Here is a 15,992-nt window from a genome sequence, read left to right as displayed (position 1 = left end):
GTAACAGGGTTAACGATAGACAGGATGACGGCGGCAGAGCTCCACCACTTGTTCGCGCACGTGGTGCCCGACCCTCTCGCTGTCGCCGTTTTCCAGGGCGTCCAGTACGTCGCACAACCAGCCCGCCAATTGTTCACATTCGATCACGCCGAAACCACGGGTGGTGATGGCTGGGGTACCGATGCGCAGCCCGGAGGTCACGAACGGTGAGCGCGGGTCATTGGGCACCGAGTTTTTATTTGCAGTGATATAGGCACTACTCAGGGCTGCATCGGCTTCCTTGCCGGTGTAAGTCCTGTCGGACAGGTCGATTAGCATCATATGGTTATCGGTGCCACCGGAAACGATCTTGTAACCGCGTTCTTGCAGCACGGCCGCCATGGCCCGGGCGTTGATCACCACTTGGGTCTGATAGGTTTTGAACTCGGGCCTCAGTGCTTCCTTGAAGGCGACGGCCTTGGCGGCGATCTGGTGCATCAATGGGCCACCCTGGACACCCGGGAATACCGCAGAATCGAGCTTTTTGTAGAACGCTTCATCTTGCCCCTTGGACAATATCAAGCCACCCCGTGGGCCCCGCAGGGTCTTGTGCGTGGTGCTGGTGACCACATGGGCGTGCGGCAATGGGTCCGGGTATTCTCCCGCGGCGACCAACCCTGCGACGTGGGCCATGTCGACCCAGAAAATGGCCCCGACCTTGTCGGCAATGGCCCGCATGCGCGCCCAGTCCTTGTACCGGGAGTAGGCGGAAAAACCACCGATCAGCATCTTCGGCCGGGTTTCCAGGGCGATACGCTCCATCTCGTCGTAGTCGAGAAGGCCCGTCTGCGGGTCAAGGCCATAAGGAACGATCTTGTAATGACGGCCCGAGAAGTTTGAAGGGTTACCGTGGGTCAGGTGGCCGCCTTGGGCCAGGTTCATGCCCATCACCGTGTCGCCGGGATTGATCAGTGCCAGGAATACCGCGGCGTTCGCCTGCGCACCTGCATGCGGTTGTACGTTGGCGTAGTCGCAGTTGAACAGGGCCTTGACCCGCTCGATGGCCAGGCGTTCGGCCACATCGACATACTCACAGCCGCTGTAGTAGCGCTTGCCTGGATAACCTTCGGCGTATTTATTGGTGAGCACGGTGCTCTGGATTTTCATCACCAAAGGGCTGGCGTAATTTTCGGAAGCGATCAGTTCGACGTGGTCTTCCTGACGATGTTCTTCGTTATGAATCGCCTCACACAGCTCGGCGTCGAATGCTTCAAGGGTCAGCGTTGAGTCGTACATCGGATTGGCTTCCTGTAGAGCTGGATCAAAGATGTTAAGGGGGTGTCAGCGGCGACTACTCATCACTTCCCGGACAGGCATCCGCGGTCGGCCAGTAGTAGGCATCCGGCATGGCACGTGCGCCGAAGATGGCCTGACCGACACGTACCACAGTGGCCCCTTCTTCAATGGCGACTTCGAAATCACCGGACATGCCCATGGACAGTTCCTCCAGCCCGACGCCCGCCGGAGCGTGCTGGCGCAAACGCTCGCGCAATTCGCGCAGCCGTACAAAGCAAGGGCGGACACGGACCACGTCGGCCGAAAACAGCGCCAGCGTCATCAACCCGCGTACTCGTAACGCCGAGAACGTCGGCAGGGTGTACAAAAAGTCCGCGACGGCTTCGGGCGCCAAGCCATATTTGCTGGCTTCACCGGAGGTATTGACCTGAATGAACACATCCAGTTGGCGCCCCTCGATGTGCAGGCGACGATCCAGGGCCTCGGCCACTCGCAGGCTGTCCAGCGCCTGAAACTCACTGGCAAAACGCGCCACCTGCTTGGCCTTGTTGATTTGCAGGTGGCCGATAACCGACCATTGCAGGTCGGCAATGTCGCTCATGGCTTGCCACTTGCGCTGAGCTTCCTGCACCTTGTTCTCACCGAGCAGGCGGCAGCCGGCGGCGTAGGCCAGACGCAGATGAGCTTCGTCAAAGGTTTTGCTGACCGGCAACAGACGCACACTCGCCGGGTCACGTCCGACCCGCTGACAGGCGTTAGTGATTCGCTGCTGCACGGCCGCCAGGTTGCGGCGAAAATCTTCGACGCTGGTGGCCTGTGGGTAACGGCCATGACGCTCGTGCAGGGTGACGGTTTCTTCCAGTTGATCGAGCATCAATGGGTGACTCCTTTGGTCGTCACAACAGCGTCGGCAGCCGGAATGACCACCGTCTCACGACGCGGTAAACGGGCATTGAGCAAGGCGTAGGCCGCCAGACCGATCAGCACCCCCCAGAACGCCCCACCAACCCCCAGCAAGGTGATGTTCGCGGCGGATGCCAGAAAGGTGATCAGCGAGGCTTCGCGGGTTTTGACGTCGGCCATGGCGCTGGCCAGGCTGGCGCCGATAGTGCCGAGCAGGGCCAGCCCGGCCAGCGTCGTAATGAAGGTGGCCGGTAWTGCCATGAACACTGCGGCGAGGGTCACCCCGAAAATCCCTACGAAGATGTAGAACACGCCTGCGGCAACCCCGGCGATCCATCGCTTGGACGGATCCTCCGAGGCTTCTTTACCGGTGCAGATGGCCGCCGTGATGGCCGCAATGTTGAAGGCATGACAACCGAATGGCGCCATCAGCAAGGAGCCCAGCCCCGTGACAGTCAGGATGGGATTAGCGCTGGTACTGAAGCCATCGTTGCGCAGCACCAGCATGCCTGGCATGTATTGGCCGGTGAGGGTGATCAGGAACAGCGGCAGTGCCACACTGAGCAGCGCATTGATCGAAAACTCAGGCTGGGTGAATACCGGTGCCGCGAATTGCAGCGCCAGCCCCGACAGCTCTACACGGCCCTGCGTCAGAAGAAACGCCAGCCCCAGCACCAGAATGCCCACCACCGCATAGCGCGCGGTAAAGCGCTTGAGCACAACGTAAGCGGCAATCAGCAACCCGACCAACACTGGGTCAAGGCTCATGCCACCAAACGCGCCAATACCGAACTGCAGCAAGATACCGGCCAGCAGGCCCGCAGCCACACCCGGCGGTATCAGGCGAATGACTTTTTCGAAGCAGCCGGACAAACCCAGCAGCACGAAGGCGGCGGCTGAAATGATGTACGCACCTACTGCCTCGGCGTAGGGCGTATTGGACAGTGCGACGACCAGAAAGGCTGCGGCGGGCGTTGACCAGGCAGTGATGATCGGTTCACGACTCACCCAACTGAGAAACAGCCCGGTAATACCCACGCCAATTGACACCGACCATACCCACGACGCCGTCATCTCGGGGCTGAGCCCGGCAACCTTGGCAGCCTGAAAGACCAGGATAAACGTGCCGCCATAGTTGACGATGACTGAAATCAGCCCGGCGACAATCGGATGCAGAAGGTCGCGTGGACGCAGGGGCGATGGGAATGCTGTAGAAGACATGATTGCTTTGCTCCTTGCAAAACGAGGCGCTGGCTTCGGTGAGGGGTGATTTATAGCGCTGAAATGGCACGTTTCGTCCCTACACTTTCTCGCTGAGGAGCAGACCACTTACCGGACCGCTTGCTGTGACTGAAGCGATCCTTGCCTCAGCCATGCACGCGGGCAAAACCCTTCATGAAGTCGGTCAACCCCTGTTCAAAATTGCTCGCAATGCACGTGATCGCCGAGCGCAAAGGCAGTGGCGAGCGGCGGATTCTACGGATAGGATGGCCTGCCTTTGCAGGCCAATTTATTAAGATCAGGCAGACCGCATGGCGAACACGTTCGAGCTGGAAACGCTGAAAATGCGCCTCAACGATGTTGAGTTTCAGCTGTTGGATCTGCACCAACGGATTCAGCGCGCATTGCGGGCATTGATCCTCGAGGGTGCCCTTGACCCGGGCTTGAAGCTGCCCGCGACCCGGGGCCTGGCCAAGTCACTCGGGATCGCCCGCGATACCGTGGAGAACGCTTACGTGCAACTGCACCGGGACGGTTTTATCGTGCGGCGCGAGGGGTCGGGCAGTTATGTCTGCCAAACGCTGGGCACCGAATTGCGCGGTGCGACGCGCCGACGCATCAAGGCACAAGCGGTCAAAAGCAGCCAGGCGGCACCGGGGGCGGGGTTGAGCCAGCGCGGGCGGATGATCCTCGACAGTGGCGGCGTGAACGATCAGCAGGTGATCAAGGCATTTGCGACCGGCCTGCCGGAAACCCGCACCTTCCCCACCGATGTCTGGGAGCGCCTGCAGCGCCAGGTGATGAAGGACTATCGCGCCAACGTGCTGTTGCACGGCGACCCGCAAGGCGCCGAGCCGCTACGCAAGGCCATCGCCACCTACTTGAACCTCGAGCGCGGGGCCAAATGCTCTCCCGACCAGATCATGGTGCTGAGCAGCACTCGCCAGGCCCTCTTTCTGTGTGCGCAGTTGCTGGTGGATGCCGGTAAACCGATCCTGCTGGAAAACCCGGGTTACTATGGCGCCAGGAAAGCCTTTGAAACCGCCGAGACCAAGGTCCTGCCTATCGATGTCGATGAACTGGGCATACGCACCGACCTGCTGTACGCCGACCGCAGCGGCGCCAATTGCGTCTATGTCACGCCGTCTCATCAATACCCCACCGGCGCGACCTTGCCGCTGGAACGTCGTCTTGAGCTGATCAACTGGGCAGCAGAAAAGGGCAAGTGGGTTATCGAAGATGACTATGACAGCGAGTTTCACTACGACGGGCAGCCGACCGCCTGCGTGCAGGGCCTGGACAAATATCAGCGCACCCTCTATTTGGGTACCTTCAGCAAGACCCTCTACCCCGGCCTGCGAATGGGTTACATGGTACTGCCCTACGAGTTGATCAAAGCCTTCACCTACGCGCGCAGCATGATGGACGGCCATACACCACAGATCCTGCAACTGACCCTGGCGCGTTTTATGGAAGACGGCCATTACAACGCCCATGTCCGGGCCATGCGCAAGCTCTATGCCGGGCGCCGATCCATCATGCTCGACGCCATTGGCAAGCACCTGGACGGCATCGTCACCGCCTTGCGCCCCCAAGGCGGACTGCAAATTCCCTGCCTGCTGCACGATGGCTGGTCGGAAGAGAAAACCATCCGCCAAGCAGCCAGCGCTGGCGTGCAGCTTTCCGGCCTCAGCCGGCTATACGCCGGCGATCAGGAGAAAAAACAAGGTTGGTTATTGGGCTACTCGTCCTTGACCGCTTATGAAATCGAAGCGGCCATGCTGCGCCTGGCCAATGCGCTGAAAACCAGGTAGGGCAGTGTCAAGCGGCTTTTTGGGAGGCTTGTGCATTCCCCCGCCGCCAACTGCCCGTCAATCCGACTCGTTCTCCCGTCAGAGCCGTCCGCCAAAACGGGACATCACCCCTTGCTGAGATCAACCAACGGCGTCTGCCGCACCTCAGTCTCCCGCCCACCTTGAATCTCGCTCACCTGCTTCAGCGCCTTATCCACAGCGGTCTTATCCGCCAGCAAGCTGTAGCTGATGCGGAACTGCTTGTGCTCCTTCGGCCCAATCGTCGGCACCAGGTTTAGTGGCCGCTGATACCGGCGGTTGTAGGAAAAACTCGTGCCTGGCTCCAGCCCCGTGACATAGCCCTGCCCTTGGGTATCGGTGTTTTTCCACAGGGAGAACACGGGCAGTGTTTGCGTGTTGAAGCCGACCGAGACGCCCAGGCTACCGGCCTTGTTATGCAGGACGGTCAATGTATCGCCCTTGGCATCGGCGTACGGCACCACGTTGTAGACGGTTTCGTCGTAGTCCTTGGTCGGTGCGCGGTAGGTTTGCCAGTCCGGCAGATCGCCTTTGGCTTTGTCGTTGAACGGCGACACCTGTTTCACCGGCGCGGCGAAGCGGGCGCCCTGCTCCAGGAACGGCGTGCTGAAGTTGCTGTGATACAGCGCCTGGTATTCCTTCGGATAGTCGCCATTGTTGGTCAGGGTGTCGTTGAGGGCGAACGCTACGCTGCCGGGCTCGGTGACCAGTTCGGTCGCGACTGAGAAGTCGACTTTCTTGAATGCCTGCTCCTTCAGTTCGCCGCGCAGGCTGATGGCGTATGGCGGCTTCTCATCAATATGCAGCGTGACTTTGTTGGCCGGGATGTTGGCGGCGCGGCCATGCAGGGTCAGCAGTTCGCCGTTGTCGATGCCGGGGTGGCCGACCCATTCGTAGCCGCAGCGGGTGACCAGCTCATTGAAACCTTCCAGCCAGCCCAGGCCACCACGGCCGTTGAGCTCGATGAAGGACGGATTGACCACTTCCTTGACTGGCGAATCCCAACCCATGCGCACGTTACCGACAGAGGCCTGCAGGACGTTCATGCCGCGAGTTGGAACTACCGAAAGTTTCATCGTGCCGTTATCGATGTCGACGATGCTGACGCCTTCCTGCCGACCGCCATGCAAGGTGCGCAGGGTCACGCTGAAAGGCTTGTCGGTTTTTACGCCGAGTTGCTGGCTGGTGATTTGCCAGTTCTGGGCGGCTTTGTCGGTGTCGAGCAGGACGTAATCCCAAGCCATGGCGTGGGAGGCAGCGGACAGTGCGCTGAGGGCAACGAAGAGTTTGAGCGGGGTCATGGCAGCAGCCTTTCTTGGATTTGTGCCATTTTTATAGACTTGCAGAAACGTTTCAGCAAGCATAAAAATCGAAATAACGGTGGCAAACGCCAAGAGATCGTCGATACGGGGCTTGTGGATAACGCGCAGAATCGAGTCGATGGCGATTTGGGCAGCGATTCAACGAAACCGGTCAACCTCATGCCGCAGATCCGCGGCGAGCTTCTCCAGCTCTTTGGCTGTCACCGCCAGGTTCGAAACCACTTCCCGCTGCTCACTGTTCGCCAGGGCGATGCTTTGCAGGTTGCTGCTGAGCAAGGTGGCGGTGCTGCTTTGTTCCTGGGTCGCRGTGGTGATGGCGGCGAATTGCTGACCGGCGGAACGGCTTTGCTCATCGATACGCGCCAGGGCCGAGGCTACGTTGGCGTTGCGCGACAAGCCTTCCTGCATCAGCACGTTACCCTGCTCCATGGTACTGATCGCGTTGCCGGTTTCCTGCTGGATGCTGTGGATCATCCCGGAAATTTCATCAGTGGCCTGGCGAGTACGTGAGGCCAGGTTGCGCACCTCATCGGCCACCACCGCAAACCCACGCCCCTGCTCGCCGGCACGGGCGGCTTCGATGGCGGCGTTGAGCGCCAGCAAATTGGTTTGCTCGGCGATCGCGGTGATCACCCCGACAATGCCGCCGATTTCCTGGGAGCGCTGGCCCAAGGTGTTGATTACCGTCGCGGTGCTGTTCAGTGCACCGGCGATTTGCTCCAGGGACGAGGACGCTTCGTCCATTGACGTACGACCGATCCGGGTTTGTTGTGCGTTTTCCTGCGCCAGACGCTGGGTGCTGCCCATATTGTCGGCAATGTTCAGCGAGGTGGCACTGAATTCTTCCACGGCGCCGGCCATGCTGGTGATTTCGCCGGATTGCTGCTCCATCCCTTCATAGGCACCACCGGACAAGCCGGACAACGCCTGGGCGCGGTTGTTGACCTCTTCCGAGGCTCTACGAATGTGCTCGACCATGGTCGACAGCGCCTGGCTCATCTGGTTGAAGGCGCGGGCCAACTGACCGATTTCGTCGTTGCTCGACACGTTCAGGCGCACGCTCAAATCACCCGCGCCCAAGGCTTCGGCCTGACGCACCAGATCACCCAGCGGCGCCAGTTTGCTGCGCAGCAACCAGACCGCCGAACCCACCGCCAGCAACATCGCCAGCAGACTGCCGATGGCCAGGCGAATGCCGACGCTCCAGGTCACCGCGCGGATTTCGGCTTTCGGCATGCTCGCCACCACCGACCACGGCCCACCTTCGAACGGCACGGCAATGCTGTAGAAGTCTTGCGACTTGTCGCTCCAGAAATCGCCCTTGCCCGGTGTCTTGGCCAGACCGACGATGGCCGGGACTGCCACGTCCAATGCCTGCACACCGGCGATCGGCACCAGCCATTTGTTCTGCTCGTCGAGCAGCGCCAGGGAGCCGGTCTGGCCGATGCGGAAGCGCTTGAGGTTTTCGAACTGAGCATTCTGTGCGTCGGTGTAATCGAATCCTACAAACAGCACGGCAATCACCTTACCACCGCTGTCGCGTACGGGGGTGTACTGAGTCATGTAGGACCGTTCAAAGAGCAAGGCGCGACCGACGTAGCTCTGCCCGGCCATCAAGCGCGCATAGGCCGGATGGGCGTGATCCAGCAATGTGCCGATGGCCCGGGTGCCGTCCTGTTTGCTCAGGGACGTGCTGACCCGAATGAAGTCTTCGCCACTGCGCACGAACAGCGTCGCGACGCCGGCAGTCATTTGCTTGAACTCGTCCACTTCCTTGAAGTTGTTGTTCAGTACTTCGCTGCCCAGGTGCAGGCCCGGGGTCTGCACACCCGCCACGGCCACCGGCTCATCCGGGTGCACGCTCAAACCGGCGCTGAAGCGCTTCTCGAACAGACCGCTCAGACGCTGGGTACTTTCACGCAACGTGCCGTGGAACGTGCTCAACTGATCGGCCAGCAGCCGTGCCTCGCTGGCCAGGTGCTCTTCGCGGGTAGCGAGGTTGGCAGCGTCCAGCGAGCGCAGGGCAAACACGGTGCTGCCGCTGATGACAACCGCCAGTATCACGGCAAGCGCAAGACCCAGCTGTGAGGCAATCCGAGCACGAGGTTGAGACATGACAGCTCCTGACCCAGTGGGCCGGATCATCCTTATCCCGTCGCACTCGGCAAAATTTCTGATAGTGGGGTAAACGTGGAGCCTGGCACGAAGGTTCCATCAGCAGATTTTCGGCGGCAAAACYGAATACTTGAGTGATTAACCGGGATATGGCTCAAGGCCGCCATTGCGGCGGCTCCATCGATTCAGCCCAGGTGTTCGACATCCGGTAACTCCATGGCCCGGACCTCGCCTTGCAGGAAATCGCTGAGTCGACGCAAGCGCTCGCCGCCGGGCCGGGTTTTTGGCCAGACCAGGTAATAATGCTCACCACTTGCGACGGCGGTCGGCCACGGCAAACTCAGACGTCCCTGCGCAACATCCTCTGCCACCATCAGCAAATCGCCCATGGACACGCCGTAACCTCGAGCGGCAGCGATCATGCCCAGCTCCAGCGTATCGAACACTTGCCCGCCCTTGAGCGAGATTCGATCGGTCAGGCCCATGCGCTCCAGCCAGTTGCGCCAGTCACGGCGGTCCGGAGTCGGATGCAGCAGCTCGGTACTGGCCAGGCGCTCAACGTCCCACGGTTGATCCTTCAGAAGATTCGGCGCGCCCACCGGGATCAGCTCTTCGGGAAATAGGCAAGTAGCCTCCCAGTCCGGTGGAAAATGCCCGTTGCTGAGAATGACGGCACAGTCGAAGGGTTCGTGGTTGAAGTCCACCGTATCGATGTCCATCCAGGCGCTGGTCAATTGCACTTCGTTCCMCGGTCGCAGGTGCCGGAAACGACTGAGCCGCGCCAACAGCCAACGCATGGTCAGGGTCGACGGGGCTTTCATGCGCAGGATGTCGTCCTCGGCGCGCAAGGTATTGCAGGCCCGTTCAAGGGCAGTGAAGCCTTCGCGTATGCCGGGCTGGATCAGCCGCGCCGATTCGGTCAGTTGCAGGTTGCGCCCGCTGCGATGAAACAGCCGACAGGCGAAATGCTCTTCGAGCGTACGAATGTGTCGGCTGACCGCACTTTGAGTGATCGACAGTTCTTCGGCGGCGCGAGTAAACGAGCTATGCCGCGCCGCCGCTTCGAATGCTCGAAGGGCATACAAGGGAGGAAGACGACGTGACATCAGGAAAGCTCCTACAACGCGATTGCTTCAATTTATCGGAAACTCTCTCATATGAGTTTTAATCATGCCACCCATCCTTTTTATCCCTTTGTGCAAACCCCGCAGAGCGCCGAGAATCGAGGCTTCCTGTTTTCTCTGACAATCGAGCGTGATGATCATGCAGCATCCAGCACGTACTGAACTCCGGGCCATCCTGCGGCTGGCGGGGCCGTTGATTGCCTCGCAGTTGGCGCACATGCTGATGGTCCTCACCGACACCCTGATGATGGCGCGCCTGAGTCCCGAAGCACTGGCCGGTGGCGGACTCGGTGCGGCGACCTATTCGTTCGTGTCGATCTTCTGCATCGGCGTGATCGCGGCGGTCGGCACACTGGTAGCGATCCGTCAGGGTGCCGGTGATATTGTCGGCGCTACCCGACTGACCCAGGCCGGGCTGTGGCTGGCATGGCTGATGGCGCTGGTTGCCGGCTTGCTGCTGTGGAACCTCAAACCGGTGCTGCTGCTGTTCGGCCAGACCGAAACCAACGTCCATGCGGCCGGGCAGTTTTTGATCTTCCTGCCGTTCGCCCTGCCCGGCTACCTGAGCTTCATGGCCCTGCGCGGGTTCACCAGCGCCATTGGCCGTGCGACACCGGTGATGGTCATCAGCCTTGGCGGTACGGTCGCCAATTTCCTGCTCAACTATGCGCTGATTACCGGAATGTTCGGCCTGCCGAAACTCGGGCTGACGGGTATCGGGCTGGTCACGGCGATTGTCGCCAACCTGATGGCACTTGCGCTGGCGTGGCACATTCGTCGGCATCCGGCTTATGAGGCCTATCCGCTGCGTCAGGGCCTGTCGCGGCTGAACCGCCAGTACCTGAAGGAGCTGTGGCGTCTGGGCCTGCCGATTGGCGGTACCTATGCCGTGGAAGTCGGACTGTTTGCCTTCGCTGCGCTGTGCATGGGCACCATGGGCAGCACGCAACTGGGCGCGCACCAGATCGCCCTGCAAATCGTCTCGGTGGCATTCATGGTCCCGGCGGGTATTTCCTACGCGATCACCATGCGTATCGGTCAGCACTACGGTGCCGGACAACTGCTGGATGCGCGGCTGGCCGGGCGGGTCGGTATTGCCTTCGGGGCGGCGGCGATGCTGTGTTTCGCCATGGTCTTCTGGCTGTTGCCGAACCAGTTGGTCGGACTGTTCCTCGACCACAATGACCCGGCATTTCGCGATGTCATCAATCTTGCCGTGAGCCTGTTGACGGTGGCCGCCTGGTTCGAGCTGTTCGACGGCGTGCAAACCATTGCCATGGGCTGCATTCGCGGACTCAAGGATGCCAAGACTACTTTCCTCGTCGGCCTGGGTTGCTATTGGTTGATCGGCGCACCGGCGGCGTGGTGGATGGCGTTCCATTTGCAGTGGGGGCCAACGGGTGTCTGGTGGGGCCTGGCGCTGGGGCTGGCGTGCGCGGCGGTGAGCCTGACGCTGGGGTTTGAGTGGAAGATGAAGCGGATGATTCGGCGGGAGCCTTCGGCAGAGAGTGGTTTCCAGATGGCTCAGCCTGACTGAGAAACCTGTGGGAGCGAGCTTGCTCCCACAGGGATTCGTGGTGGTTTCCAGAACCGGTTAGCTCACCACTTCCAGCACTTGCTGCTGACTGGAGCCAAACATCAGATATTCCACCAACTCATCCAGCGGCAATGGCTTGCTGATCAAATATCCCTGCACCTGATCGCATTCAAACCCGCGCAGCAGATCCAGTTGCTCCGGCGTTTCCACACCTTCGGCGACCACCTCGAGGTTGAGGTTGTGCGCCAGGTTGATCATCGCGTGGACCAGCTTGCGGTTTTCCTCACGCTGTTCCATGCCGCCGACAAAGCTCTTGTCGATCTTCAGCAAGGTGATCGGCAGGCTGTTGAGGTGCACGAAGGACGAGAAACCGGTGCCGAAGTCGTCGAGGGAGAAGCGCACACCGAGACGCCCGAGGGCGTCCATGGTCTGCTTGACCAGATCGCTGCGGCGCATCACCGCGGTTTCGGTCAGCTCGAATTCCAGCCACTGCGCCTCGACGCCACGCTCGGCAATCAGGCGACTCAGGGTCGACAACAACTGGCTGTCCTGGAACTGCCGGAACGACAGGTTGATCGCCATGTGCAACGGTGGCAAACCCAGCTCAAGCAGCGCCTGCATGTCGCGCAAGGCCCGGGAAATCACCCAGTAGCCCAGCGGCACGATCAGACCGCTTTGCTCGGCCAGCGGCACGAATTCGCTCGGTGCCAGCAGGCCGCGCTCGGCATGCCGCCAGCGCACCAAAGCTTCGAGGCCGACGATCTGCCCGTCTTCGAGGTTCAACCGTGGCTGGTAGTGCAATTCCAGCTCATCGCGGCGCAGCGCCCGGCGCAGCTCGGTTTCGAGGTCGGCGATGCTGCGGGCATTGCGGTTGATGCGTTCGTTGAAAATGTGAAAGGTGCAGCCCTGGGTGCTTTTGGCCTGCTGCATGGCGATATGTGCATGCCACATCAGCGGATCCGCATCGGTCTGGGCCCGGGCGTAGGCGATGCCCAGGCTGGAACCGATCAGCAGGCTTTCGCCATCGACCCAATAAGGCTCGGCCAATGCTTCGCTGATGCGTTCGGCCATCCACTCGGCACGCTGGGGAGCGCGGCGGGTGTCGATCAACAGAGCGAATTCATCGCTGCCCAGGCGTGCCAGTTGATCGCCGGCCTCAAGCTGGCTCTTGAGCCGCGCCACCACTTGCAGAATCAAACGGTCACCGGCCTGATGGCCAAGGGCATCGTTGGCATAACGAAAGTTGTCGAGATCGAGATGACCGAGGGCCAGGCCGCGACCGTCGTTTTCCGCCAGCCGTGCGGTCAGCAGGGTCTGGAAGCCCTGGCGATTGGCGATGCCGGTGAGCGGATCTTGCTCGGCCAGGCGTTGCAGAGTGTTTTCCAGGACGCCACGCTCGCGCACATGGCGCAGGCAGCGGCGCAACATGCCGGTATCGAGCAGATCACGCACCAGCCAGTCACTCACACCGTCGGGCGGGGTCAGCGGCTCATGGTCGAGCAGCAACACCGTCGGCAGGCTGCAACGGCCCGGCGCCGGTTGAAGTTGCGGGATGGTCAATAACACCGCGCTGCGGTTGTCATCGAACAGGCTGCTGACCGACTCCCAACTCGGCGCACTGATGAGCACGGCCGAATTCCCCATAGGAGCCAGACACTCGCGCAACAACGCTGCCCACGCTGGCTCTTCAGCCAGTAGCAGCAAACGCAAGGGTTCGACAGGCGTAGACAAGCTAGCTCCCTAGACTCTGCAAAGATGTAGGCGACGGGCATTATGCCGTTCCGATAACCAATGACAATGACATCAGTTATCAAATCGGCCCTTTGCATCTGGAATTACGAACATTAGCCGCAAATTCATTGCGCATCCTGCGTGAAAGTAACAAAACCGGCAATTACAGATAGCGTGGTACGTCACAAGTCGGACAGAGCAGCACAATTTACTGAGCCTGTTAAAATGCCGGCCCATTTTGTGACTGACTCCTGAATTTACCTATGTCCCGACTCAATCCCCGGCAGCAAGAAGCCGTGAGCTACGTCGGCGGCCCTCTTTTGGTGCTCGCCGGCGCCGGCTCCGGCAAGACCAGCGTGATCACGCGCAAAATTGCGCACCTGATCCAGAACTGCGGCATTCGCGCCCAGTACATCGTCGCCATGACCTTTACCAACAAGGCTGCCCGCGAGATGAAGGAACGGGTAGGCACTCTGCTGCGTGCCGGTGAAGGTCGTGGGCTGACGGTCTGCACGTTCCACAACCTGGGCCTGAACATCATCCGCAAGGAACACGTGCGGCTGGGCTACAAACCGGGCTTCTCGATCTTCGACGAGACCGACGTCAAGGCCCTGATGACCGACATCATGCAAAAGGAATACTCGGGCGACGACGGCGTCGACGAGATCAAGAACATGATTGGCGCCTGGAAAAACGACCTGATCCTGCCGGCCCAGGCCCTGGAAAACGCGCGCAACCCCAAGGAACAGACTGCCGCCATCGTCTACACCCACTATCAGCGCACGCTCAAGGCGTTCAACGCGGTGGACTTCGACGACCTGATCCTGCTGCCGGTGAAGCTGTTCGAAGAGCACGCCGACATCCTGGAAAAGTGGCAGAACAAGGTGCGTTACCTGCTGGTCGACGAATACCAGGACACCAACGCCAGCCAGTACCTGCTGGTGAAAATGCTCATCGGCAAACGCAACCAGTTCACCGTGGTAGGCGACGACGACCAGTCTATCTACGCCTGGCGCGGCGCTCGCCCGGAAAACCTGATGCTGCTCAAGGATGACTACCCGTCCTTGAAGGTGGTGATGCTGGAGCAAAACTACCGCTCCACCAGCCGCATCCTGCGTTGCGCCAACGTGCTGATCTCGAACAACCCCCACGAGTTCGAAAAGCAGCTGTGGAGTGAAATGGGCCACGGTGACGAGATCCGCGTGATCCGCTGCCGCAACGAGGACGCCGAGGCCGAGCGCGTGGCCATGGAAATCCTCAGCCTGCACCTGCGCACCGACCGCCCGTACAGCGATTTCGCGATCCTGTATCGCGGCAACTACCAGGCCAAACTGATCGAGCTGAAGTTACAGCATCACCAGGTGCCGTATCGCCTGTCTGGCGGCAACAGCTTTTTCGGACGTCAGGAAGTAAAAGACCTGATGGCCTACTTCCGCCTGATCGTGAACCCGGACGACGACAACGCCTTCCTGCGGGTGATCAACGTGCCGCGCCGCGAGATCGGCTCGACCACGCTGGAGAAGCTCGGCAACTATGCGACCGAGCGCAAGATCTCGATGTACGCCGCCACCGACGAGATCGGCTTGGGCGAGCATCTGGACTCGCGTTTCACCGATCGTCTGTCGCGCTTCAAACGCTTCATGGACAGGGTGCGCGAGCAGTGCGCCGGCGAAGACCCGATCTCGGCCCTGCGCAGCATGGTCATGGACATCGACTACGAGAACTGGCTGCGCACCAACAGCTCCAGCGACAAGGCCGCCGACTACCGCATGGGTAACGTCTGGTTTCTGATCGAGGCGCTCAAGAACACCCTGGAGAAAGACGAAGAAGGCGAGATGACCGTCGAGGACGCCATCGGCAAACTCGTCCTGCGCGACATGCTCGAGCGTCAGCAGGAAGAGGAAGATGGCGCCGAAGGCGTGCAGATGATGACCTTGCATGCGTCCAAGGGTCTGGAATTCCCCTACGTGTTCATCATGGGCATGGAAGAGGAAATCCTCCCGCACCGTTCCAGCATCGAAGCCGACACCATCGAAGAAGAGCGTCGCCTGGCCTACGTGGGCATTACCCGCGCGCGCCAGACCCTGGCCTTCACCTTCGCCGCCAAGCGCAAGCAGTACGGCGAGATCATCGATTGCGCACCGAGCCGTTTCCTCGATGAACTGCCGCCGGACGATCTGGCCTGGGAAGGCAACGACGACACACCGACCGAAGTCAAAGCCGTGCGAGGCAACAACGCTTTGGCGGATATACGCGCGATGTTAAAGCGCTAGAATTGACCACTTTTATATGACCTTCGGCGCACAGGCGCCAAAAGAGGACAGCTTCATGGAAGCCCTGCACAAGAAAATTCGCGAAGAAGGCATCGTGCTTTCCGACCAGGTCCTGAAAGTCGACGCCTTTCTGAACCACCAGATCGACCCGGCCCTGATGAAGCTGATCGGCGACGAATTCGCCACGCTGTTCAAGGATTCGGGCATCACCAAGATCGTCACCATCGAAGCCTCGGGCATCGCGCCGGCGATCATGACCGGCCTGAACCTCGGCGTGCCGGTGATTTTCGCCCGCAAGCACCAGTCCCTGACCCTGACCGAAAACCTGCTGTCGGCGACTGTGTACTCGTTCACCAAGCAGACCGAAAGCACCGTCGCGATCTCCCCGCGCCACCTGACCAGCAGCGACCGTGTGCTGATCATCGATGACTTCCTGGCCAACGGTAAGGCGTCCCAGGCACTGATCTCGATCATCAAACAGGCCGGCGCCACCGTGGCGGGCCTGGGCATCGTGATCGAGAAGTCGTTCCAGGGTGGCCGTGCGGAGCTGGATTCGCAGGGTTATCGTGTAGAGTCCTTGGCTCGCGTGAAGTCGCTGGCCGAAGGTGTCGTGACCTTTATCGAGTAAGCCGCCATAACGCACATCCCCTGTGGGAGCG

At 60.5% G+C, this 15,992-nt stretch carries 11 protein-coding genes; 4 read left to right on the top strand and 7 right to left on the bottom strand.

Annotated features, from left to right (window positions below; genetic code table 11):
- Positions 1-9: 9 nt before the first annotated feature.
- The 3 genes from glyA to ACXRVY_RS03160 are packed head-to-tail and all read right to left on the bottom strand — an operon-like array spanning position 10 to position 3,399.
- Positions 10-1,275: a serine hydroxymethyltransferase gene (gene glyA, locus ACXRVY_RS03170; protein ID WP_223460411.1), complete on the bottom strand. Its 1,266-nt coding sequence runs from the start codon at positions 1,273-1,275 to the stop codon at positions 10-12.
- A 55-nt stretch (positions 1,276-1,330) separates the two neighbouring features.
- Entirely contained in the window at positions 1,331-2,149 is an 819-nt protein-coding gene (locus ACXRVY_RS03165) for a YggS family pyridoxal phosphate-dependent enzyme (protein ID WP_223460413.1), read from the bottom strand.
- Positions 2,149-3,399: a benzoate/H(+) symporter BenE family transporter gene (locus ACXRVY_RS03160; protein ID WP_458237015.1), complete on the bottom strand. Its 1,251-nt coding sequence runs from the start codon at positions 3,397-3,399 to the stop codon at positions 2,149-2,151. The genes ACXRVY_RS03165 and ACXRVY_RS03160 overlap by 1 nt, the downstream gene beginning before the upstream one ends.
- Positions 3,400-3,710: 311 nt before the next feature.
- Here ACXRVY_RS03160 and pdxR point away from each other — a divergent pair, with 311 nt between their 5' ends.
- Positions 3,711-5,213: a MocR-like pyridoxine biosynthesis transcription factor PdxR gene (gene pdxR, locus ACXRVY_RS03155; RefSeq protein WP_223460417.1), complete on the top strand. Its 1,503-nt coding sequence runs from the start codon at positions 3,711-3,713 to the stop codon at positions 5,211-5,213.
- 104 nt (positions 5,214-5,317) lie between these two features.
- Here the strand turns inward: pdxR and ACXRVY_RS03150 are convergent, their stop codons facing one another.
- The 3 genes from ACXRVY_RS03150 to ACXRVY_RS03140 form a co-directional block, all read right to left on the bottom strand.
- The gene (locus ACXRVY_RS03150; RefSeq protein ID WP_223460419.1) at positions 5,318-6,532 is read right to left on the bottom strand and encodes an aldose 1-epimerase family protein; all 1,215 of its coding nucleotides are present in this window, start codon (positions 6,530-6,532) and stop codon (positions 5,318-5,320) included.
- Positions 6,533-6,691: 159 nt separating this feature from the next.
- Positions 6,692-8,668, bottom strand: coding sequence for a methyl-accepting chemotaxis protein (locus ACXRVY_RS03145; protein ID WP_223460421.1), 1,977 nt, complete (start codon positions 8,666-8,668; stop codon positions 6,692-6,694).
- Between the two features lie 185 nt (positions 8,669-8,853).
- Positions 8,854-9,774 (bottom strand): LysR substrate-binding domain-containing protein, encoded by a 921-nt coding sequence (locus tag ACXRVY_RS03140; protein WP_458237014.1) that lies wholly within the window; start codon positions 9,772-9,774, stop codon positions 8,854-8,856.
- Positions 9,775-9,931: 157 nt separating this feature from the next.
- On the opposite strand from ACXRVY_RS03140, the gene ACXRVY_RS03135 reads away from it, so the two are divergent.
- Positions 9,932-11,329, top strand: coding sequence for a NorM family multidrug efflux MATE transporter (locus ACXRVY_RS03135; RefSeq protein WP_223460425.1), 1,398 nt, complete (start codon positions 9,932-9,934; stop codon positions 11,327-11,329).
- A 57-nt stretch (positions 11,330-11,386) separates the two neighbouring features.
- Here the strand turns inward: ACXRVY_RS03135 and ACXRVY_RS03130 are convergent, their stop codons facing one another.
- Positions 11,387-13,060 carry a putative bifunctional diguanylate cyclase/phosphodiesterase gene (locus ACXRVY_RS03130; RefSeq protein ID WP_223460427.1) on the bottom strand — a complete coding sequence of 558 codons (1,674 nt, stop codon included), beginning with the start codon at positions 13,058-13,060 and terminating at the stop codon, positions 11,387-11,389.
- A 263-nt stretch (positions 13,061-13,323) separates the two neighbouring features.
- Between ACXRVY_RS03130 and rep the strand changes: the two genes are divergently transcribed.
- Both rep and ACXRVY_RS03120 read left to right on the top strand, forming a co-directional pair.
- Positions 13,324-15,333 carry a DNA helicase Rep gene (gene rep / locus ACXRVY_RS03125; protein ID WP_007989511.1) on the top strand — a complete coding sequence of 670 codons (2,010 nt, stop codon included), beginning with the start codon at positions 13,324-13,326 and terminating at the stop codon, positions 15,331-15,333.
- Between the two features lie 55 nt (positions 15,334-15,388).
- Entirely contained in the window at positions 15,389-15,961 is a 573-nt protein-coding gene (locus ACXRVY_RS03120) for a xanthine phosphoribosyltransferase (RefSeq protein WP_223460429.1), read from the top strand.
- The last annotated feature ends 31 nt before the right edge of the window (positions 15,962-15,992 follow it).

This window comes from Pseudomonas sp. P5_A2_2 (assembly GCF_054177685.1).
Note: the sequence above shows the minus strand (reverse complement) of the source record. Positions and strands in the feature narration are given on the sequence as shown.